The organism is Microbacterium hydrocarbonoxydans, from assembly GCF_023715885.1.
GTDB lineage: Bacteria > Actinomycetota > Actinomycetes > Actinomycetales > Microbacteriaceae > Microbacterium > Microbacterium hydrocarbonoxydans_C.
The window spans coordinates 250,771-271,091 of sequence record NZ_JAMBOY010000001.1 but is presented as its reverse complement, the minus strand read 5'-3'; the positions used below and the strand labels follow the sequence as shown (position 1 = coordinate 271,091).

At 71.2% G+C, this 20,321-nt stretch carries 23 protein-coding genes; 12 read left to right on the top strand and 11 right to left on the bottom strand.

From position 1 onward, the window contains the following. Window positions 1-7: 7 nt before the first annotated feature. The gene (locus M3195_RS01195) at window positions 8-493 is read left to right on the top strand and encodes a MogA/MoaB family molybdenum cofactor biosynthesis protein (protein ID WP_251584433.1); all 486 of its coding nucleotides are present in this window, start codon (window positions 8-10) and stop codon (window positions 491-493) included. Then, window positions 493-933 (top strand): molybdenum cofactor biosynthesis protein MoaE, encoded by a 441-nt coding sequence (locus tag M3195_RS01190; protein ID WP_251584431.1) that lies wholly within the window; start codon window positions 493-495, stop codon window positions 931-933. Before M3195_RS01195 ends, M3195_RS01190 begins: the two co-directional genes overlap by 1 nt. Before the next feature lie 226 nt (window positions 934-1,159). Here the strand turns inward: M3195_RS01190 and M3195_RS01185 are convergent, their stop codons facing one another. The 5 genes from M3195_RS01185 to M3195_RS01165 form a co-directional block, all read right to left on the bottom strand. Continuing rightward, complete coding sequence (locus M3195_RS01185) at window positions 1,160-1,393, bottom strand: MoaD/ThiS family protein (RefSeq protein ID WP_251584429.1); 234 nt, start codon at window positions 1,391-1,393, stop codon at window positions 1,160-1,162. Then, on the bottom strand, window positions 1,390-1,869 hold the full coding sequence (moaC, locus tag M3195_RS01180) for a cyclic pyranopterin monophosphate synthase MoaC (protein ID WP_251584428.1): 480 nt from the start codon (window positions 1,867-1,869) through the stop codon (window positions 1,390-1,392). Before moaC ends, M3195_RS01185 begins: the two co-directional genes overlap by 4 nt. Continuing rightward, a complete protein-coding gene (locus M3195_RS01175) occupies window positions 1,866-3,098 on the bottom strand; it encodes a molybdopterin molybdotransferase MoeA (protein WP_251584427.1) in 1,233 nt (410 codons plus the stop codon). The genes moaC and M3195_RS01175 overlap by 4 nt, the downstream gene beginning before the upstream one ends. Continuing rightward, window positions 3,095-3,865, bottom strand: a complete 771-nt coding sequence (locus M3195_RS01170) for a HesA/MoeB/ThiF family protein (RefSeq protein WP_251584426.1) — start codon at window positions 3,863-3,865, stop codon at window positions 3,095-3,097. The genes M3195_RS01175 and M3195_RS01170 overlap by 4 nt, the downstream gene beginning before the upstream one ends. 134 nt (window positions 3,866-3,999) lie before the next feature. Beyond that, the gene (locus tag M3195_RS01165; protein WP_251584425.1) at window positions 4,000-5,121 is read right to left on the bottom strand and encodes an epoxide hydrolase family protein; all 1,122 of its coding nucleotides are present in this window, start codon (window positions 5,119-5,121) and stop codon (window positions 4,000-4,002) included. Between the two features lie 156 nt (window positions 5,122-5,277). Here M3195_RS01165 and M3195_RS01160 point away from each other — a divergent pair, with 156 nt between their 5' ends. The 6 genes from M3195_RS01160 to M3195_RS01135 all read left to right on the top strand — a co-directional run bounded on the left by M3195_RS01160 (window position 5,278) and on the right by M3195_RS01135 (window position 9,876). Next, window positions 5,278-5,670: a TOBE domain-containing protein gene (locus M3195_RS01160; RefSeq protein ID WP_251584424.1), complete on the top strand. Its 393-nt coding sequence runs from the start codon at window positions 5,278-5,280 to the stop codon at window positions 5,668-5,670. Window position 5,671: 1 nt separating this feature from the next. Continuing rightward, window positions 5,672-6,448, top strand: a complete 777-nt coding sequence (gene modA, locus M3195_RS01155; RefSeq protein ID WP_251584423.1) for a molybdate ABC transporter substrate-binding protein — start codon at window positions 5,672-5,674, stop codon at window positions 6,446-6,448. Beyond that, the gene (modB, locus tag M3195_RS01150) at window positions 6,445-7,230 is read left to right on the top strand and encodes a molybdate ABC transporter permease subunit (RefSeq protein ID WP_251584422.1); all 786 of its coding nucleotides are present in this window, start codon (window positions 6,445-6,447) and stop codon (window positions 7,228-7,230) included. The genes modA and modB overlap by 4 nt, the downstream gene beginning before the upstream one ends. After that, complete coding sequence (locus M3195_RS01145) at window positions 7,227-8,279, top strand: sulfate/molybdate ABC transporter ATP-binding protein (RefSeq protein WP_251584420.1); 1,053 nt, start codon at window positions 7,227-7,229, stop codon at window positions 8,277-8,279. Before modB ends, M3195_RS01145 begins: the two co-directional genes overlap by 4 nt. Before the next feature lie 194 nt (window positions 8,280-8,473). Continuing rightward, on the top strand, window positions 8,474-9,556 hold the full coding sequence (gene moaA, locus M3195_RS01140) for a GTP 3',8-cyclase MoaA (RefSeq protein WP_251584418.1): 1,083 nt from the start codon (window positions 8,474-8,476) through the stop codon (window positions 9,554-9,556). A gap of 56 nt (window positions 9,557-9,612) precedes the next feature. Beyond that, a complete protein-coding gene (locus M3195_RS01135; protein ID WP_251584416.1) occupies window positions 9,613-9,876 on the top strand; it encodes a hypothetical protein in 264 nt (87 codons plus the stop codon). A gap of 9 nt (window positions 9,877-9,885) precedes the next feature. Here M3195_RS01135 and M3195_RS01130 read toward each other — a convergent pair whose 3' ends face one another. The 3 genes from M3195_RS01130 to soxR all read right to left on the bottom strand — a co-directional run bounded on the left by M3195_RS01130 (window position 9,886) and on the right by soxR (window position 12,890). Continuing rightward, window positions 9,886-10,869, bottom strand: a complete 984-nt coding sequence (locus M3195_RS01130) for a carbohydrate kinase family protein (RefSeq protein ID WP_251584414.1) — start codon at window positions 10,867-10,869, stop codon at window positions 9,886-9,888. A gap of 142 nt (window positions 10,870-11,011) precedes the next feature. Continuing rightward, window positions 11,012-12,226 carry an amidohydrolase gene (locus tag M3195_RS01125; RefSeq protein ID WP_251584412.1) on the bottom strand — a complete coding sequence of 405 codons (1,215 nt, stop codon included), beginning with the start codon at window positions 12,224-12,226 and terminating at the stop codon, window positions 11,012-11,014. A gap of 190 nt (window positions 12,227-12,416) precedes the next feature. Then, window positions 12,417-12,890, bottom strand: a complete 474-nt coding sequence (soxR, locus tag M3195_RS01120; protein ID WP_285885264.1) for a redox-sensitive transcriptional activator SoxR — start codon at window positions 12,888-12,890, stop codon at window positions 12,417-12,419. Window positions 12,891-12,964: 74 nt separating this feature from the next. Between soxR and fdxA the strand changes: the two genes are divergently transcribed. Genes fdxA through M3195_RS01105 form a run of 3 tightly spaced genes read left to right on the top strand, consistent with a single transcriptional unit; the run spans window position 12,965 to window position 14,465 of the window. Further along, window positions 12,965-13,285, top strand: a complete 321-nt coding sequence (gene fdxA / locus M3195_RS01115; protein ID WP_251584410.1) for a ferredoxin — start codon at window positions 12,965-12,967, stop codon at window positions 13,283-13,285. Then, the gene (locus M3195_RS01110; protein WP_251584409.1) at window positions 13,282-13,800 is read left to right on the top strand and encodes a flavin reductase family protein; all 519 of its coding nucleotides are present in this window, start codon (window positions 13,282-13,284) and stop codon (window positions 13,798-13,800) included. The genes fdxA and M3195_RS01110 overlap by 4 nt, the downstream gene beginning before the upstream one ends. A gap of 38 nt (window positions 13,801-13,838) precedes the next feature. Beyond that, window positions 13,839-14,465 (top strand): superoxide dismutase, encoded by a 627-nt coding sequence (locus M3195_RS01105; protein WP_251584407.1) that lies wholly within the window; start codon window positions 13,839-13,841, stop codon window positions 14,463-14,465. A 30-nt stretch (window positions 14,466-14,495) separates the two neighbouring features. Here the strand turns inward: M3195_RS01105 and M3195_RS01100 are convergent, their stop codons facing one another. Both M3195_RS01100 and M3195_RS01095 read right to left on the bottom strand, forming a co-directional pair. After that, window positions 14,496-14,933, bottom strand: coding sequence for an arsenate reductase ArsC (locus tag M3195_RS01100; RefSeq protein WP_374209298.1), 438 nt, complete (start codon window positions 14,931-14,933; stop codon window positions 14,496-14,498). Window positions 14,934-15,074: 141 nt separating this feature from the next. Further along, the gene (locus M3195_RS01095) at window positions 15,075-16,736 is read right to left on the bottom strand and encodes a glycoside hydrolase family 13 protein (protein WP_251584405.1); all 1,662 of its coding nucleotides are present in this window, start codon (window positions 16,734-16,736) and stop codon (window positions 15,075-15,077) included. Between the two features lie 327 nt (window positions 16,737-17,063). On the opposite strand from M3195_RS01095, the gene M3195_RS01090 reads away from it, so the two are divergent. Beyond that, entirely contained in the window at window positions 17,064-18,299 is a 1,236-nt protein-coding gene (locus M3195_RS01090; protein WP_251584404.1) for a hypothetical protein, read from the top strand. A gap of 179 nt (window positions 18,300-18,478) precedes the next feature. On the opposite strand, the gene M3195_RS01085 is transcribed toward M3195_RS01090, so the two are convergent. Beyond that, on the bottom strand, window positions 18,479-20,113 hold the full coding sequence (locus tag M3195_RS01085) for a beta-N-acetylhexosaminidase (RefSeq protein WP_251584402.1): 1,635 nt from the start codon (window positions 20,111-20,113) through the stop codon (window positions 18,479-18,481). Between the last annotated feature and the right edge of the window lie 208 nt (window positions 20,114-20,321).

Sequence of the window (20,321 nt, the reverse complement as noted above, 5' to 3'; positions counted from 1 at the left end):
TGGAGCCATGACGTCGCTCCCCGCGTGTGTGATCACGGTCTCGGATCGCTCGTTCGCGGGGGAGCGCGAGGACCGCGGCGGTCCGATCGCCGTCGGTCTGCTGCGGGATGCCGGGTGGCACTGCCCGGATGCCGAGATCGTGGCCGACGGCATCGATTCCGTGGCCGACGCGCTGCGCCGCGCTGTCGCGCGAGGGGTGCGCCTCATCGTCACGACCGGCGGCACCGGAGTCGCCCCGCGCGACCTGACGCCCGAGGGGACCCGACAGGTCATCACGCGCGAGGTGCCCGGCCTCGCGGAGGAGTTGCGGCGCAGCGGCCTCGCCGACACCCCGCTCTCGGTGCTGTCGCGCGGGCTCGCGGGCGTCGTGGACCCGGCCGGGGCGCTGATCGTCAATCTTCCCGGGTCGACGCGTGCCGTCGCCTCGGGTGTGCCGGTCGTGCTGGGCGTCGCTCGGCACATCGTGGAGCAGCTCGACGGAGGGGACCACTGATGAACACAGTCCGATTGGCAGCCATCTCGGAGCAGCAGCTCGACCTCGACGCGCACCTGCGGGCTGTGGAGGACCCGGCGCTCGGCGGCGTCACGACCTTCATCGGCCGCGTGCGCGACAACGACCCCGACGCGGAGACGCCCGTCGTCGGCCTCGAGTACAGCGCGCATCCCGATGCCGAAGCCGTGCTGCGCTCGATCGCAGAGAAGGCGGGGGCGGATGCCGTGGGCGCGGCGCGCGTCGACGTCGCCGTGAGCCACCGGATCGGCCGGCTCGCAGTCGGGGACGCCGCGGTGATCATCGCCGTCGCCGCCGAGCACCGCGCCGAGGCGTTCGAGGTGTGCCGTGCGGTGATCGAGGACATCAAGCGGGACCTTCCCGTGTGGAAGCGTCAGCTCGAATCCGACGGCTCGACGCTGTGGAAGGGCATCGGCGGCTGACGCGCGCCCGCGCCGGCATCCCGCGCGCCCCTCACCGTCCCGTCGCCCCCGCGCCCCGTCACCGTTCTGCGCGAGCCACCCCCTTCTGTGCGAGCCACCCCTCTGTGTACCGCGCGGAAAGGGGTGGCTCGCGCAGAAAGGGGTGGCTCGGCGTGGAGTGAGGGGGCGCGGCAGGGCGGGGGCGGCAGGGCGTGGGTACGGTACGAGAGGGTGTGGGGGAAGGGGGTCAGCCGCCGGCGAAGGGCGGCAGCACGTCGACGAGCTCGACGCCGTCGAGCGGTCGGTCATCGTCGCTCCTCACGCCGTCGACCATCACGGCGCACCGCGGCAGGATGGCGGCGAGTGCCGGATGCTGCGCGACCACCGCTGCACGAAGCGCGGTCAGCGTGCTCTCCGAGCGCTCCTCGGCATCCGTGCCCGCGGCCTCGGCCGCCGCGGCGAAGTAGCGCACGCGCGTCATCGCGTCTCACCCTCGCGCACCCAGTCGCCCGAGCGTCCGCCCGACTTCGCCACGATCCGCACGTCTTCGATCACGACGGAGCGGTCGAGGCCCTTGATCATGTCGACGACGGCGAGGGCGGCGACCGACACCGCGGTGAGCGCCTCCATCTCCACGCCGGTGCGGTCGGCGGTGCCGACGGTGGCCTCGATGTGCACGCCGTCGGCGACGATGTCGAGCTCGACGCTCGCGCGGTGCACGCCGATCACGTGGGCGAGGGGCAGGAGCGAGGGCGTCGACTTCGCAGCCTGGATGCCGGCGATGCGGGCGACCGCGAGCACGTCGCCCTTCGGTGCGGTGCCGTCGCGCAGCGCGGTGACGACCTCGGCGCTGCACCGCACGAAGCCGCGGGCGGTGGCGGTGCGGACTGTCGGCTGCTTGCCGGTCACGTCGACCATGTGCGCGCGCCCTGACGCGTCGAGATGCGGGAAGCTCATCCGACCAGCATGACATCGATCGGGTCGCCCACGGCGACGCGCTCGACCTCGGCCGGCACGATCGCGAAGGCGTGCGCGCGGGCGAGGCCGCCGGCGAGGTGCGAGCCGGATCCGCCTGCGGTCGCCGGTCGCACGGTGCGAGCCGCGAGGTCGACCACGGCGGGGAGGTACTGACGGCGTCCCGGCGGCGTCGTCCAGTCGGCGTCGGCGGTGAACGAGGCACGCGGACGGTGGATCTCGGCGCGACCCTGCAGCGCGAGCAGCGCCGGTCGCACGAAGACCTCGAACGACACGGCCACGCTGACGGGGTTGCCCGGCAGGCCGAAGACGAGGGTGTCCCCGCCCAGAGCCCCGAACGCCTGAGGTTTGCCCGGCTGCATGGCGACGCTCGCGAACTCCACTTCCCCGCGGCCGTCGAACGCGCCGCGCACCGGCTCGTACGCGCCCGCGCTCACGCCGCCCGTGAAGACGATCACGTCGGCGCCGCGCGAGACCGCGTCGGCCGTGACGGCGGCGACGGCATCCGCTTCGTCGGGCACCCGGGCGACGAGCACGACCTCGGCGCCGGCATCCGCCACGAGCTGTTGCAGGAGCGGGCCGTTGGAGTCGGGGATGCGGCCTCGCGTGGGAGTCTCACCGGGAGAGAGCAGCTCGCTGCCCGTCGAGACGACGGCCACGCGCGGAGCGCGGGTGACGGTGACCCGGTCGATGCCGGCTGCGACGGCCGCGGCGAGCTGGAAGGCACCGACGCGCTCGCCCGCGCGCACCACGGTGTCGCCCGCGCGCAGGTCGGCGCCGCGGCGCCGCACGAACGCCCCGGGTGTCGGAGCCCGCAGCACACGCACCTCGCCCAGCGAATCGGCGAGACCGCCCGCCGTGTCCTCGAACGGCACGATCGCGTCGGCGGCGGTCGGCGCCGGAGACCCCGTCATGATCCGCGCGGCCTCGCCCGCGCCGAGCGCCGGATCGTCCGACACCCCCGCCGGCAGATCGGCGACGACGCGCAGCGTCACCGGACTCGCGGCCGACGCCGCGGCGACGTCGGCCGCGCGCACGGCGAACCCGTCCATCGCGGAGTTGTCGAACAGCGGGATGTCGTGGGCGGCGGTCGCATCCGCCGCGAGGGTGCGGCCGGCGGCATCCTGGATCCGCACCTGCTCGGCGGGGAGCCTCCGCACCGCGTCGAGCACGCGTGCGAGCTGTTCCTCGACCGTGCGGCGGGCGCTCACGCCGTCACCGCCGGACGGATCGCGATCTCGTGCTGTCGCGCCGTGAGCGCGTCGATCACGGCGAGGCGACCGAGCAGCGGTTCGCCCGCTCCGGTGACGAGCTTCACGACTTCGCCCGCCAGCATCCCGCCGATCTGTACGCACAGCGCGCCGAGCACGCCGACCTGCGCGCAGCTGGGTGGTTCGCCCTCGGTCCCTGGTGGGAAGAGGTCGGCCAGCACGACGGCATCGTGACCGGCGGGCGGCGCCGACCAGAACACGGTCGCCTGCGCGTGCCATTCCTGCACAGCACCCCACACGAGGGGGATGCCGAGCGCCTCCGTCGCCGCGGCGACATCGCGTCGAGTCGCGAAGGAGTCGCTCGTGTCGACCACCACGTCGGCGCCCTCGAACAGACCGGTCGCGTTCGCGGCGTCGAGCCGCACGGGCATCGGCACCACCGTCGCCCCAGGGGAGAGCGCCGTGATCGCCCGCACGGCCGAGGCCGTCTTCGCGGTGCCCACGTCTTCCGCCCGGTGCGCGAGCTGACGCTGCAGGTTCGTGAGCTCGACGACGTCGTCGTCGATCACGGTGATCGTGCCGACCCCGGCGGCCGCGAGCGCGAGCAGCACGGGAGAGCCGATGCCGCCGGCTCCGACGACGGCGACGTGGGATGCCGCGAGTCGCCGCTGCCCCTCCTCGCCGATGCCCGCTAGCACCGCGTGACGCGCGGTGCGCACGAGCTCCGCGGGGTCGAGGGCGGGTGCGGGGCTGACGAGCGGCTGCATGGCACCAGGCTATGTCGTGATGACCGGCGACGAGCGCGATCGCGAGAACTGGCCGAGTGTTCGAGACGTGCGACTACGGCCGGCCCCCTGCGCGTCGGCGGCCGAGCGGGATCGCCCGCGGCACGACTCCGTGCCTACGGGCGCGTCGCACGTGCGTCGCCCTGTCTTGTGGCGATGTCGATGGCGGAGGTGATGCCTGAGAGGTAGGCGTCGGGCTGTTCCCAGGCCGCGAAATGTCCTCCGCGTTCGTACTCCGTCCATTGCTCGACGGCGAAGAAGCGCTCGGCGAAGTCTCGGGGCGCGTTGACGAGGTCTTTCGCGAATACGGTGAACACCGTCGGTGTGGTGATCTTCGGCCACGACTTCGCTCCTGCCGCCGCGTAGGGCGTGAAGGAGGTGCCGATGCAGCGCCCGAACCAGTAGACGGAGACCCATGTCAAGAGCTCGTCACGAGTGAAGACCGACTCCACGTCGCCGTTGCAGTCCGTCCACGCGCGCAGCTTCTCGAGGATCCATGCTGCAAGGCCCGCGGGCGAGTCGCCCAGCCCGACGGCGACGGTGTGCGGTTTCGTCGACTGCTCGTGCATGTATCCGCCCTCTGCGGCCTGCCAGCGATGGCCGTACCGGACGTACTCTCGTTCCTGGGGCGAAAGGTCCTCGGGCGGATCGACGAGGAAGTGGTACTGCGAGACATCCGTCAAGTGCAGGGCCGCGACCGCATCAGGATGAGCTGCGGCGAGCGCCTCCGCGACGTCGCACCCCACGTCGCCGGCCGAGACGATGTAACGCGCGTATCCCAGATCCGACATGGCGTCGGCGACCGCTGCCGCCATCTCGACGGAGGACATGCCTCCCTCGGGCACGGGGGCCGCGAAGGGGAAGCCGGGCAGTGCCGGTGCGACCACGTTCACGTCGTCGAGGCGCGGGAGGATCTTCTCGAAACGGAGCACCGAGTCGGGCCAACCGTGGAGGAGAAGCACGGTGGCTCGCGCTTCCCTGGCGGGCCGGTGGACGACCCGCAGCGAAGGGGAGGCGCCGGCGAACTCCCATCCGAGGCCGCGGATCCTCTCCTCCTGGGCGCGCCAGTCGTATTCGGACGCCCAGTAGTCCATCAGCGATTCCACGTATCCGCTCTCCACGCCACGGTTCCATCCGTGACCGTCGGGCACGGGCACCGCCCGGAAGGCGCGGAGACGACGGATGAGGTCGTCGATGTCGTCCGGAACCACCGGGGGCGGTGCAGCCTGCTCTCCCATGGCACTCCCTCGTGATGCTCGTCGCTCCGATCATTGTGCCCCCTCGGGCCGCTGGCGGGCTCGGCGGCGACGGCGACGTCACGACGACTGCCGATCGGCTCCCGCGCATGCGGAAAAAAACGACATATTCATCCGCAAACGCGGTAATCTTTGAGCATGCAGAGCTTCCGCATCGCCCGCGCGGCCCAGCTGCTCGGGGTCAGCGACGACACCGTGCGCCGCTGGATCGATCAGGGGCTGCTCCCGATCACCGATGCGGTGCCCGCCGAGATCCCCGGTGACGCGCTCGCCGCCCGGGCGCTCGCCCTCGCCGACGAGGCGACCGATCCCGGCGGGACGCTGTCGAGTGCCCGGAACCGCTTCGTCGGCATCGTGACCCGCGTGCAGATCGACGGGCTGATGGCGCAGATCGATCTGCAGTCCGGGCCGCATCGCGTCGTCTCGCTCATGTCCGCCGAGGCGGCCCGGGAACTGCACCTCGAGGTCGGCTCCCTCGCCACCGCATCCGTGAAGGCGACCCACGTCGTCGTCGACGTGCCGAAGGGCTGACATGACGCGCTCGCTGCTCCGATCCGCCGCGGTGCTCGCGCTCGCCGTGCTCGCCCTCACCGGGTGCTCGTCCTCGTCCGGATCGACGGCCGACGAGCCCGCGGCCGAGGGCAGCGCACTGTCCGGAGACCTCACGGTCTATGCGGCCGCGTCGCTGCAGTCCGCGTTCGACGAGATCGGCGCCGCCTTCACCGACGAGAACCCCGCCGTGACCTTCAGCCCCGTCTACGACGGCTCGTCCACGCTCGTGACCCAACTGCAGGAGGGGGCACCCGGCGACGTGTTCGCGTCGGCGGATGAGGAGAACATGGAGAAGCTCGCCGATCTCGCGACGGATCCGACGCTGTTCGCCTCGAACACGCTCGTGATCGCCGTTCCCGCGGGGAACCCGGGCGGCGTCGAGAGCCTCGCCGACCTCGTCGACGTCACGACGGTGCTCTGCGCTCCCGAGGTGCCGTGCGGCGCGGCATCCACCACCCTGCTGTCGAATGCCGACGTCGCGGTCGAGGCAGCGAGTCTCGAGCAGAACGTCACGGCCGTGCTGACGAAGGTCGCGACCGGCGAGGCGGATGCAGGACTCGTCTATGCGACCGACGTGGTCGACCGCGAGGACGTGGAAGCGATCGTGCCCGACGGCGCCGACGATGTCGTGAACCGCTACCCGATCGCCACGCTCGACGGTGCTCCGAATGCCGCCGCCGCCGAGGCGTTCGTCGCCTTCGTGCTGTCGGGCGCCGGCCAGAAGATCCTCGCGGGCCACGGCTTCGGAGCGCCGTGAGCACGGACGCGCGCGGATACGCGCCGCGTGCGATCGTGGCGCCGGCGCTCGTAGGCCTCGCCTTCCTGATCTTGCCGCTCGCGGCGCTCGTCGCGCGCGTGCAGTGGTCGACGTTCCTCGCCGATGTGACGTCGGAGGCCGCGCGGTCGGCGCTGCTCCTCTCGCTCGGCACCGGACTCCTCGCGACCCTCCTCTGCGTCGTCGTGGGCGTGCCCCTCGCGCTGATGATCGCCCGTTCGGGGCCCGGTCTCGCCGCCGTGCTCCGCGCAGCCGTCACCGTGCCACTCGTGCTTCCGCCGATGGTCGGCGGCGTCGCGCTGCTCTACCTTTTCGGTCGGGCAGGGTGGCTCGGCGGACTCGGGATCTCGTTCAGCACCCCGGCCGTCGTGCTCGCGCAGACGTTCGTGGCGCTGCCGTTCCTCGTGCTCGCGGTCGAAGGCGCCGTGCGCTCCTCGGGGGTCGATTACGAGCGCACCGCCGCAGCGCTCGGGGCGAGCCGCTGGACGATCCTGCGTCGCGTCACGCTCCCGCTCGCCGCACCGGGCATCGTCGCCGGTGTGGTGCTCTGCTTCGCGAGGGCGATCGGGGAGTTCGGCGCGACCGCGCTGTTCGCCGGCAACCGGCCCGGCGTGACCCAGACGATGCCGCTCGCGATCTACACGGCCTTCAACGGCGCCGGCGTCTCGCAGGGCACCGCGGTCGCCCTCGCACTGCTGCTGCTCGCGGCGGCGATCGCCGTGCTGCTGCTCGTGCGCGGCTGGCGGCCGGGAGCAGCGCGGTGAGCGCCCTCGGTGCACGGGTGGTCGTGCCGCGCGAGCACTTCGTCGTCGACGTCGCGCTGCGGGTCGGCGCGGGAGAGACCGTCGCGATCATGGGCCCGAGCGGTGCGGGCAAGTCGACGCTGCTGCAGGCGCTCGCGGGTTTCGTTCCGATCGGAGAGGGCGAGATCGAGGTCGGCGGCCGGGTCGTCGACCGAGCGACGCAGCCGCGTGTCCGCACCGAGCCTATGCGACGCGGCATCGTGCTGCTGGGGCAGAACCCGCGCCTGTTTCCGCACCTGACCGCGCGCGAGAACGTGGCGTTCGGGCCCCGTGCTGCGGGCATCCCTGCGAGCGAGGCGCGACGGGACGCGGACGACTGGCTGGCGCGCGTCGGGCTCCCGGGCTCCGGGGACCGCCGCCCGCAGGAGCTCTCGGGGGGCGAAGCCCAGCGCGTCGCCGTGGCTCGAGCGCTCGCCGCTTCGCCGCGGGTCGTGCTGCTGGACGAGCCGCTCGTGGCGCTCGATCCCGACACCGCCGGCGACATCAGACGGATGCTGCGCGAGCAACTCGCGGATACGACCACCGTCGCGGTGACGCACGACGCCGCGGATGCGGTGGCCCTCGCCGACCGGCTGGTCGTGATCGAGGCCGGGCGGGTCACTCAGGAGGGCGCCGTGCGCGACGTGCTCGCCGCGCCGGTGTCCGCCTTCGTCGCGTCCATCGCCGGCGTGAACCGCATCGAGGGAGCCGCGAGTGGCGGCGGATGGCGGAGCGGTGAGGTGGGGCTGCTCGCCGCGGATGCCGCATCGAAGGCGCTCGCCGCCGTGGACGGGACCGCGCTGGCCGCCGTCTTCCGGCCAGGGAACGTGCTCGTGGTGGATGAGGGCGATGCCGTGAACTCGTGGCGGGCTGTGGCGAGGCGAATCGAACCGACGCTGGCGGGCGTGCGCGTGCTGACCGATCTCGGCGCCGTCGACATGTCGCTGTCGGATGCCGGCGCCCTGCGCCCCGGTGACGCGCTGACCCTGCACGTCGCCCCGGAGCACGTGCGGTTCGTCGCAGCATCCTGACCCCGCTCGCCGACCCACCCCTTTGCGCCCGAGCCACCCCTTTGCGGCGGGCGTGGAAGAGGGTGGCTCGCGCAGAGAGGGGTGGGTCGGCGCAGGTGGCGGTGCGAGGAGGAAGCGGGTCAGGATGCCGGAACGGGCCCCGACCCCTCCGGCCCGAGTTAGTGTCGAACCATGGCGGGGAACGGGGTGAGGCGATGACCGCGGTTCCGGTCGCGATCGGGCGGCGGACGACCGCTTCCGATGCTGCTCTCGCGACCATGGGCGACCGGCTCGTCGACACCCACGGGCGGGTGCACCGAGACCTGCGCATCTCGCTCACCGATCGCTGCTCACTGCGCTGCACCTACTGCATGCCCGAGCAGGGCAACGAGTGGCTCGCGCGCTCCAGCATCCTCTCGACCGACGAGATCGTTGAGGTGGCCGAGGCCGCCGCGCACCTCGGCATCCGTACTTTCCGCCTCACCGGGGGCGAGCCCCTGCTCCGCCGCGACATCGTCGACGTGGTGCACCGCATCGCCCGGATCGAGGGTCCCGACGGCCGGGTCGAGGTCGCGATGACGACGAACGGCATCAGTCTCGCCGACAAGCTCCCCGCGCTCATCGAAGCGGGCCTCACGCGGCTCAACATCAGCATCGACACGATCGACCGGCAGAAGTTCGCCGACCTGACCCGCCGCGACCGCTTCGACGATGTGCTCGAGGGAATCGCCGCGGCCGCGGCATCCGAGCTCCGCCCGCTCAAGCTCAACGCCGTCGCGATGCGCGGCGTCAACGACGACGAGCTCGCCGATCTGGTGCAGTTCGCGATGGACGTCGGCGCACAGCTGCGCTTCATCGAGCAGATGCCGCTGGATGCCGGCCACACGTGGGACCGCACCACGATGGTCACCCGCGAGGAGATCCTGGAGAAGCTCGGCGAACGCTGGCAGCTCGATCCGGTGCCTGGCCGTGGCGGGGCGCCTGCCGAGAAGTGGCGCATCGACGGCGGCCCGCACGAGGTCGGCGTGATCGCCTCGGTCACCGCGCCGTTCTGCGGGGCGTGCGACCGGCTGCGCCTGACTGCCGACGGACAGTTCCGCAATTGCCTCTTCTCGAACGCCGAATACGACCTCACGGGCGTGCTGCGCGACACCGCGGCGTCGGTCGCGCCGATCGAGCGTGCTGCTGCGATCGAGGCGCTCTTGCGCTCGTGCGTGCACGGCAAGCTGCCAGGTCACGCGATCAACGACCCCTCCTTCCTCCAGCCCGCTCGTGGCATGAACGCCATCGGCGGCTGAGCGCTCCCGCTCGACCTCGGCTTGCGACGCCCGCAGAGTCCTGGGAGCATCGCCTGGTGACGACTGCCGCCCCAGACACCGAGAGCGTCGTCGACGTGGACGAGCTCCCCGGCCTCGACCGCGGGCGGCAGCGCTGCGAATGCGACCACGGGGACGACAGCGGCTATGCGCCATGCGGACGCCGCGCGAAGTGGCGCGTGTCGATCGACTGCCTCTGCGGGGAGGGACATCCGCGGCAGGTCGAGATCCTCTGCTCCCGGTGTCTGCGCATCCTGCGTCAGTCGCACGGCGACGAGGGGATCACCGCCCGCAGGCTCTAATCCCCGCTCTCACGGCATGACGGCGGTGCGTGCGGCGAGTGCTGTCGCCGCCTCCCAGTCGGGCTGTGCCCCCACCCCGCCGCTGCCGCGGGTCGACGCCGTGCCGCAGGCCACCGCGAGGCGCAGTGAATCCTCGACCGGCATCCCGTGCAGCATCCCGGCGATGAACCCGGCGGCGAGCGTGTCGCCGGCGCCGACGGTATCCACGAGTTCGCCGTCGAGGGGCGGCACGGCGACGCGCACGCGCTCGACCTCTCCGTCCGAGAGGCGGGCCGCATACGCTCCGTCGGCACCGAGTTTCGCCACCACCACGGCACCCCGGGGCATGATCCCGAGCAGTTCCCTGACGGCGTCGTCCATGCCTGCGACACCTGCGATCCCCGTCAACTCCTCCTCGTTGCCGAAGAAGGCGTCGACGTGAGGCAGCAGCGCCCGGATGCCGGAGTCCCACCGCTCGGCCGGGTCGAAGTTGCCGTCGAGCGAGGTCCGCACCCCGGCGGCGCGCGCCGCCGCGAACATCGCCGGGGCGTTGTCCTGCAGCGCGTGCTGCAGGAAGTAGCTGCCGATGTGCAGGTGCGATGCATCCGTCAGGTCCGCCGTCGTGACGTCTGCGGCGCGCACCGTGCCGATCGACCCCATCGAGGTGAGGATGGCGCGGTCGCCGTCCGGGCGCGTGAGGTGGGTGGACGCTCCGGTGGGCAGGGAGCCGTCGATTCGCACACCCGACGTGTCGACCGCTCGTCGCCGCAGCTCCTCGTCGAGGAACCGTCCGAACGTGTCATCACCGCGGACGCTGATCAGGCGCGTGTCGATGCCGAGGGCTGCGGCGCCGCATGCGGTGATCGCCGAGGAGCTGCCCATCGTGAGCGTCGTGCGCGGCACGATCTGCTCGTGCTGCCCGAACCGGATCTCGTCGCCCGTCTCGATGATCAGATCGACGCAGAGCTCGCCGATGACCAGCAGGCGGCCTACGGATGCTGCGGCAGCACCCATTCGCTCTCCCTCTCTTCGCCCGCCGCGACGGGGCAACTTCTGCGGCCATCGTCACCTTCTGCGGCCATCGCGGCCGCGCCTGCCCGCGGAAATTGCTCGTGGCCGCAGAAGTCACTCCTGGCCGCAGGAGTAACCTCCGCCGTCAGTCCAGGAACTCCCGTGCCGCGGCGCTCAGTGCGGTAACGCCGACCTCGATGGTCGGGTGGATCTCAGGTGCGAAGAACGGCGAGTGGTTGGTGGGGATGTCCTTGTCGAGCGTGCCCGCCGCCATCGCCGCCTGGAACTTCGCGGGGTCGACGCCGCCCCAGAACCAGAACACGAGCGGCGCGCCCGAGTCGCGGGCGAACCACGACACGTCTTCGCTGCCGGTGAACATGCCGGGGTCGATGACCGCCGTCTCGCCGAGCGCCTTCTGCAGCGCGGTGGTCACCCGCGCGGTCGCCTCGGCGTCGTTGATGGTCGGTGGCAGGGTGTGGTCGGTGCGGATCTCGGGCTCGCGCTCCGCTCCGGATGCCGCGGCCTCGGCGCGCACGATGCGCTCGACGCTCGCGAGCACCTTGTCGCGCATCTCGTCGGTGGGGTAGCGCAGGCTCAGCTCGAGCTTCGCCTCGGCCGGGATGATGTTGTTCTTGAGTCCCGCGTGGATCGATCCGACCGTCACGACGGCGACGTCGCGCGGATCGACCTCGCGCGACGCGATCGTCTGCAGCCGCATGACCGTCGCCGCCGCCATGACGACGGGGTCGATGGTCGAGTGGGGGCGCGAGCCGTGCCCGCCACGCCCGTGCAGCGTGACGGTGAGTCCGTCGGATGCCGCCATCTGCGTGCCCGGGCGCACGCCGATCGTGCCGGCCGGCAGCGGCGTGACGTGCTGGCCGAGCACCACGTCGGGGCGGGGGAGACGGTCGAGGATGCCGTCGTCGAGCATCGCGCGCGCTCCGGCGCCGTACTCCTCTGCGGGTTGGATGATCACGACGAGCGTGCCGGACCAGTCGGCGCGGTCGGCGACGAGACGTTCGACCGCTCCGATCATGGCGGTCACGTGCATGTCGTGGCCGCACGCATGCATGACGGGCACGGTGTTGCCGGCAGGGTCGATCCCGGTCGCGGTGCTGGCGTACGCGAGCCCGGTCTCCTCGCCGACGGGCAGGGCATCCATGTCGGCCCGCACCCACACGACGGGGCCGTCGCCGTTCTCGAGCACACCGATCACTCCGGTGACCCCCACGCCCTCCTGCACGTCGAGTCCGAGGTCGCGCAGGTGTGCGGCGGCGATGCCGGCGGTGCGGGTCTCCTGGAACGAGAGCTCGGGATGCTGGTGCAGGTCGATGTAGAGCGCTTCGAGGTCGATCGTCATGGCCCCGAGCCTACTCGCGCAGCCGTGCGCTGACTCGTCGCGGCATCCCTTCCCTCCGTGCCGCGAGACCGCCGCCGGCGTCGAACCACCCCACTGTGGCCGAGCCACCCCTCAAAGACCGGCCCCAGAGGGGTGGCTCGAGCAGAAGTGGGTGGGTCGGCGCGGTGTCAGGGAGGGGGTGCGGCCCCGCTCAGTCCTGCAGGCGCTGCGGGCCCGCGCCGCGCGTGCCGAGCGCGTCGTCGGGGTTGAGCAGCCCGCAGGCCTTCATCGATAGGCAGCCGCAGCCGATGCATCCGGTCAGTTCGCGCTCGAGGCGCTCAAGGCCCTCTCGACGTTTCTCGAGTTCGCGTTTCCACCGGCGCGATGCGCGCTGCCAGTCGTCGTGGCTGGGGGTCTGCGTGAGAGGGACGTCGGCGAAGGCCTCCTGCACGTCGGAGAGCGGGATGCCGAGGCGCTTCGCGACCGTGATGAGCGACACCCGTCGCAGCATGTGCCGCGCATAGCGGCGCTGATTTCCCGGCGACCGCGTCGAGGCGATCAGGCCCAGGCTCTCGTAGAAGTGCAGGGCCGAGGGAGCGACGCCGGTGCGCCGGCTCATCTCGCCGATCGTCAGCGGCTCGTCGGGGGCGTGCGGGGTGCGGTCGGAATCGCTGCGCGCTGTCAAGGGGTCTCCATGATTTGACCTCAAGTGTACTTGAGGTCTTACGGTGGAACCGTGACTCGAAGGAAGCCCACTCGATGACCTATGTGATCGCGCTGCCCTGCGTCGACGTCAAGGACCGCGCCTGCATCGACGAGTGCCCGGTCGACTGCATCTACGAGGGCGAGCGTACGCTGTACATCCACCCCGATGAGTGCGTCGACTGCGGCGCGTGCGAACCGGTCTGTCCGGTCGAGGCGATCTACTACGAGGACGATCTGCCGCCAGAATGGCAGGACTACTACAAGGCGAACGTCTTCGACGACATCGGCTCCCCCGGCGGCGCCGCCAAGGTCGGCATGATCGAGCACGACCACCCGATCGTCGCCGCACTCCCGCCGCAGGAGGCACACGAATGACCACTACCCCGCCGCCCGCACCGGTCCCGTCGCCCGTCGGCGAAGGACTCAAGGCCGCGTTCCGCCAGCATCCGGCGGGCGTCGCCATCATCACGGCGACGACTCCCGACGGACCAGTGGGGCTCACGGCATCCAGCGTCGCGTCCGTCGCGGTCGACCCGGCGGCGATCGTGTTCTCGGTCACCCGCGCCACCGGCAGCGCCGGGGCGATCCTGTCGTCCGACAGCTTCGTCGTGCACCTGATCGACGACGAGCACTCCGCACTCGCCCAGAGCTTCGCGATCAGTGGAGCCGAGCGCTTCACCGACGCGCAGGGCTGGAGCGCGCTGCCCACCGGCGAGCCGTACCTGCGCGAGGCGCGCGTCGCGATGCGGTGTCACCCCATGACGACGGTCGCTGTCGGATCGTCGACCGTCGTGATCGCCGAGGTCGACGAGGTGCTGCTCGGCCAGCCGGGACGCCCGCTCGTCTACATCGACCGCCGGTTCCACTCGCTGCCCACCCAGCAGGACTGACGGGCTCCCGTCCCCGACCATCGAAGGAAGGAATCACCATGTCCACTCCGTACACCCTCCCCGAGCTCCCGTACGACTACTCGGCGCTCGCACCGCACATCTCCGGCAAGATCATGGAGCTGCACCACTCGAAGCATCACCAGGCGTACGTCACCGGCGCGAACACGGCGCTCGAGCAGCTCGCGTCCGCGCGCGACGCGGGCGACCTCACCGCCGTGAACAAGCTCGAGAAGGACCTCGCGTTCAACCTCGGCGGCCACATCAACCACTCGGTGTTCTGGCAGAACCTGTCGCCGGAGGGCGGCGGCAACCCCGAGGGCGAGCTGTCGGCGGCGCTCGACGACGCGTTCGGCTCGATCGACGCGTTCCGCGCGCACTTCACCGCGACGGCGCTCGGCGTGCAGGGCTCGGGTTGGGCGGTGCTCGCCTGGGACTCGGTCGGCGCCCGCCCGGTGATCTTCCAGCTGTTCGACCAGCAGGGCAACGCTCCCCTCGGCGTCACCCCGCTGCTGCAGCTCGACGTGTGGGAGCACGCCTACTACCTCGACTACCTGAACGTGCGCGCCGACTATGTGAAGGCGTTCTGGGAGATCGTGAACTGGCAGGACGTACAGCGTCGCTTCCAGCTGGCGCAGGAGAAGACCGCGGGTCTGATCGTCCCCTGACCCGGCTCGGCGAAAGGAAGCGGGCGCGCGTCAGGTCAGGAGGTCGGCGGCGAGAGCGCGGATGCGGCGGCGGATGTCGTCGCGGATCGGCCGCACCGCCTCGATCCCCTGACCGGCCGGGTCGTCGAGCGCCCAGTCCTCGTAGCGCTTCCCCGGGAAGAACGGGCACGCGTCGCCGCATCCCATCGTGATCACAACGTCGGACGCCTGCACGGCATCCGTCGTCAGCACCTTCGGCGACTCGGCGGTGATGTCGATGCCGAGCTCCGCCATCGCCTCGACCGCGACCGGATTGATGTGCTCGGCGGGCAGCGATCCGGCCGAGCGCACCTCGATGCGGTCGCCGGCGATGTCGCGCAGGAACCCCGCGGCCATCTGCGAGCGGCCGGCGTTGTGCACGCACACGAACAGGACGGAGGGGATGCCGGTGGCCATGCCCTCAGCATCCCACACCTCCCTCGCCCTCATCCCCTCCCGCTTCCGCTCCCGCCTTCCTTGCGCCGAGACCCACCTCCCGCGTCCAGGCCCACCACCCCGCACGGGGCTGCTGGCGGGTTTCGACGCGCGTGGTGGGTCTCGACGCGAGTGGAAGGACGGGTGGATGCCGGGTCAGGCCGTCGTGTACCAGACGGCCGTGTCGACGGGCAGCGCGTCGCCCTCGAAGGGCTGGCTCGCGACGAGCACCGTCGCACCGGCCGGAAGGTCGAGCGGCTCGGTGCCGAGGTTCGCGACGACGTGCACCGCGCCGCGGCGGAAGGCGACGGCATCCGCACCCGCGTCCTCCCAGACGAGCGAGCCCGATCCGAAGCCGTGCTCCTTGCGCACGGCGAGCAGCCGCTTGTAGAGCGCGAGAGTCGAGGTCTCGTCCTTCTCCTCGACGTCGCGCGCGTAGGTCGACCAGTCCGCGGGCTGCGGCAACCACGACGCCCCGCTCTCGTTGAATCCGAATGCCGGGGCGTCGGCCTCCCACGGGATCGGCACACGGCATCCGTCGCGACCGTAGCGCTCGCCGTTGGTGCGGAACCAGGTCGGATCCTGGCGGAACGCGTCGGGGATCTCCATCGCCTCCGGCAGCCCGAGCTCCTCGCCCTGGTAGAGGTACGCCGAACCGGGCAGGGCGAGCATGACGGTCGTCGCCGCGCGTCCGCGAGCGAGACCGATCGCCGTGTCGGGCTTGTTCGGGGTGAGCGGTCCGATGCCGTCGCCCTGCGGGTTCTCCTCGGTGAGTGCGAGGCGCGAGGCGTGCCGCACGACGTCGTGGTTCGACAGCACCCAGGTGCTGGGGGCGCCGACGGCGCCGAACTCGTCGAGCGATTCGCGGATGACGTCGCGCAGCGCCTCGGCATCCCATTCGGTCATGAGGTACGGGAAGTTGAACGTCTGGTGCATCTCGTCCGGTCGCACCCACAGCGCGGTCTGCTTCAGCGTCGGCATCCACGCCTCGCCGCACAGCGCGCGATCGCCGTCGTACTCGGCGAGCACGCGGTGCCAGTCGCGGTAGATGTCGTGCACGCCGTCCTGGCCCCAGTACGGCACGTTCGCCTCACCGCCGCCCATCGAGTCGGCGTCGGCCGGCGGGGTGTAGTCGGGCAGACCGTCGGCCTTGATCATGCCGTGCGCCACGTCGACACGGAATCCGTCGACCCCGCGGTCGAGCCAGAAGCGGAGGATCGAGCGGAACTCCTCGCGGACCTCCTCGTTCGTCCAGTCGAAGTCGGGCTGCGTGGGGTCGAAGATGTGCAGGTACCACTGACCAGGAGTGCCGTCGGCCTCGGTCACGCGTTCCCACATGCCGCCGCCGAAGACCGACTCCCAGTTGTTCGGCGGGAGTTCGCCGTTCTCGCCCTTGCCGTCGCGGAAGATGTAGCGAGCGCGTTCCGGGCTGCCGGGCGCGGCCTTGAGAGCGGCCTGGAACCACGCGTGCTGGGCCGAGGAGTGGTTCGGCACGAGGTCGACGATGACGCGGATGCCGCGGCGGTGCGCCTCGTTCAGCATGGTGTCGAAGTCGTCGAGCGTGCCGAAGAGAGGATCGACGTCGCGGTAGTCGGCGACGTCGTAGCCGGCGTCGCGCTGCGGACTGGTCATGAACGGGCTCAGCCAGATCGCGTCGACGCCGAGCTCCTCGAGCGAGTCGAGGCGGCTCGTGATGCCGGGCAGGTCGCCGATGCCGTCGCCCGAGGCGTCGGCGAACGAGCGGGGGTAGATCTGGTAGATGACGGCGCTGCGCCACCACTCTGAACCGGGGGCTGCGATCTGCTCAAGCTGTGCCATGGCATCAGGCTAACGGAAAGGGAGAGCGGGGATCGAATCGTTTCGGGACAGACGCGTTCCGCGCTCTCACGTGCCCAGGCCCACCCCGCGTGCCCAGACCCACCACTCATGACGTCGGCCAGGGTGGGCCTCGGCGCGGGGGATGGGCCTCGGCGCCGCGAGGGCCCGGACGAATGGATGCAGGAACATAGACCTTCGCCTCTACTGCTTCCGCCGTTCGGCTGTCACCATGCTGAGGTGACCTGTAGGTCGCCCGCGCTGTCGCATCGCGCGGTTCCGACCGAGGGGGTCATGATGTCCGGTATCGCGCGCCGTCCGATGAGGCGGATGGTCGCTGCGATGGTGGTCGCCACGACCGTGCTCGCGGGTGCCGCCTCCGTCATCTCCAGCGCGGTCGCCTCGGCCGACGATCCGGCTTCGGAGGCGAACGTGCCCGACCCCAGCCTCTCCGTCTCGCTCGCCTACGAGTTCCTCGACGGGCGCGTCGACGAGTTCTGCGACGGAGCCGGGATGTGTCTTCCGCGCAGCTACCAGGGCGGATTCTTCACCGACCTTCCGACCTGGGACTTCACCCCGTCGTTCGTCTACGACGACGCCCTCGTGATCATCGCCTACACGGCGCGCGGACTGCCCGACGATCTGCGGCGCGCGCAGGCGATCGGCGACACCCTCCTCTTCGTGCAGGAGAACGACCCGATCGGCGACGGCCGGGTGCGCACCTCGTACGAGCCGCACGGCATCCGCCAGGGACGCATGGAGATCACCGGCCCCGGCACGTTCACCGGCAACCAGGCCTGGGTCGGGATGGCGCTCGCGCGGCTGTTCCACGCGACCGGCGAGCAGAAGTACCTCGACGGGGCCCTCGACATCGCGCAGTGGATTCAGTCGAACACCGCTGACATGGCCCGCGCCCCGCACGGCTACACGGGCGGGCAGCTCGAGGACGGCACCTCCCTCGTGTGGAAGTCCACCGAGCACAACAGCGACATCGCGGGATTCTTCGGGCAGCTCGCGGCGCTCACGGGCGACCCGGTGTGGGCCCAGCGCTCGACCGTTGCGGCCGATTTCGTCGCGGCCATGCAGTCCGCCGACGGACACGTCGACACCGGTACCCTGCTCGACGGCAGCACCGTCAACACGCACCCCAAGCCGCTCGATGCACAGACCTGGAGCTACCTCGGCACGGGCGACGCCCGCTTCGGCACCGCCCTCGACTGGACCCTTTCGAACCTCATCGCCACCGACGGCCCGTACAGCGGTCCGTCGATCAGCGACGTGGACGTGTCGAAGGTCTGGTTCGAGGGCAGCGGGCACCTGGCGCTGGCGCTGCGACTGCGCGACGGACTCGGCGATGCGGATGCCGCGGAGTCGCTGCTCGACAGCATCCGCCTCGCGCAGCGCGATGCACCGAACGGCGACGGCAAGGGGATCGTCGCGACCTCGGCCGACGGCCTCGATTCCGGGTTCGGCGACCTGTACTACGCGAGCCTGCACACCGGGACGACCGCCTGGTACCTGCTCGCCGCCGCCGGCGACAACCCCTTCACACTCCCCGCGCCCTGATCCCGCGCGCTCGCGCCCGCCCGCTCCCGAGTGCCGAGCCACCCCTTTCGCGCCGAACCACCCCCGTGCGGGCCGTACCCACGGGGGTGGCTCGACGCTAACGGGGTGGCTCGACGCTGCAAGCGGTGGTTCGGCGGTAAGGCGGTGGCTCGACGCGAAGGCGGCGGTGCCGGCGCCGCTCAGCCGATATTGGCGGTGATGCGGGCGAGGTGCGCGGCTGCCTCCTCGACCGACCGCGTCCGTCCGCTGACGCCCGGCCGCTCCTGCCACGGACGCGGGCCGTCAGCATGCCGGTACTCGACGCCCGCGGCATCCAGACGCGCGAGGTGCTCGGCGAGCCGCGGTGCGAACTCCTCGTAGTCGCGGTCGCCGGTGGTCCACAGCGCCTCGGCGACGGCCGCCAGGCGCGGGAACGCGCGGTAGTCGAGGCCGCGCATCGAGTCGATGTGCTCGGTCCAGAGGTTGGCCTGTCCGCCCAGCACGTGCGTCGCCTGCTCGGCGTCGAGCTCGGCGGGCACGGGGTCGAACGAGTAGGCCTTCTCGACGGTCGTGACGGTGCCGGTGGGGATCGGCTCCGACGGCAGGTCGGACTCACGGTAGTCGAGGTACACCGTGTCCTCAGGGCAGGCCACGACGTCGTTGCCCGACCGGGCAGCGGTCAGCGCGCCCACGCGTCCGCGCCACGACAGCACGGTCGCCCCGTCGGCGAGGCCGCCCTCGAGGATCTCGTCCCACCCGAGCAGCTTGCGGCCGCGGGACGCCAGGTGCTGGCCGATGCGGCTGACGAACCAGCTCTGCAGCTCCTCCTCGTCGTGCAGGCCGAGCTCCCGCATCCGCTCCTGGGTGCGAGCGTCCTCCACCCACTGGATCTTCGGGCACTCGTCGCCGCCGATGCAGATGTACTCGGAGGGGAAGAGGTCGATCACCTCGTCGAGCACGTCGCAGAGGAACCCGATGGTCGACTCCTCGACGTTGAAGATCACCGGGTTGATGCCCCACAGCGTCCACGGCGTGGTCGGCGCGCTGTCGCCGACCCCGAGCTCGGGGTACGCGGCGACCGCGGCCTGCGCGTGCCCCGGAAGCTCGATCTCGGGGACGACGGTGATGCCGCGCGCGCCCGCGTAGGCGACGATCTCGCGGATGTCGTCCTGCGTGTAGAAGCCGCCGTGCGGTCGTCCGTCGGTGTCGGAGCCGTGCGCGGCGCCGAGCTGCGTCTCGGGGCGCCATCCGCCGACCTCGGTGAGGCGCGGGTAGCGGGCGATCTCGACGCGCCAGCCCTGGTCGTCGGTCAGGTGCAGGTGCAGCGTGTTGAGGCGGTGCATCGCGAGCAGGTCGATGAACCGCAGCACGTCGCGGGTCGGGGCGAAGTGGCGCACCACGTCGAGCATCGCACCGCGCCAGGGGAACTTCGGTGCGTCGGCGACGCGGGTGGCGGGGGCGGTCCAGCGGATGCCGGGGGCCGGCGACCGGCGGTGGACCGCGGCGGGGAACAGCTGCAGCAGCGCCTGCACGGCCCAGTGCGCGCCGCGATCGGTCGCGGCGGCGATGCGGACCGCCCGGGGCATGGTCTCGAGCGCGAAGCCCTCGACCGCGAGGGCCGCGTCGAGGTCGAGCCGGATGGCCGCGGGCGTGTCGGATACCCCGGCCGTCACTTCGAGCGGCAGCAGGAAGCCGGTCGCCGCACGCAGTCGCTCCTGGAGCCGCTGCGCCGGCTGGACGAGGTCGGGGTGGGTCGACAGAGCGCTGTCGTGGGTGAGTTCGAACTCTCCGTCGGCGAATTCCTGATCGGCGGGACGGGGTAGAAGGGTGGGCATTTCTCGGCGACTCCCTGGTGATTTCGCGGTGGCATGAATTAGTTGGTTACATGCCCTAATAGTTAGTAAATAAAGTGACCTAATTCACGCGGCGACTGCAGGGCCCGAAGGCGAAACATCGCCGTCATATGGCGGAAACGTCACGGTTCAACTAATACCAACATAATGATTGACAAAGGATATGCAACAGATGTGTACTAACTTTCAC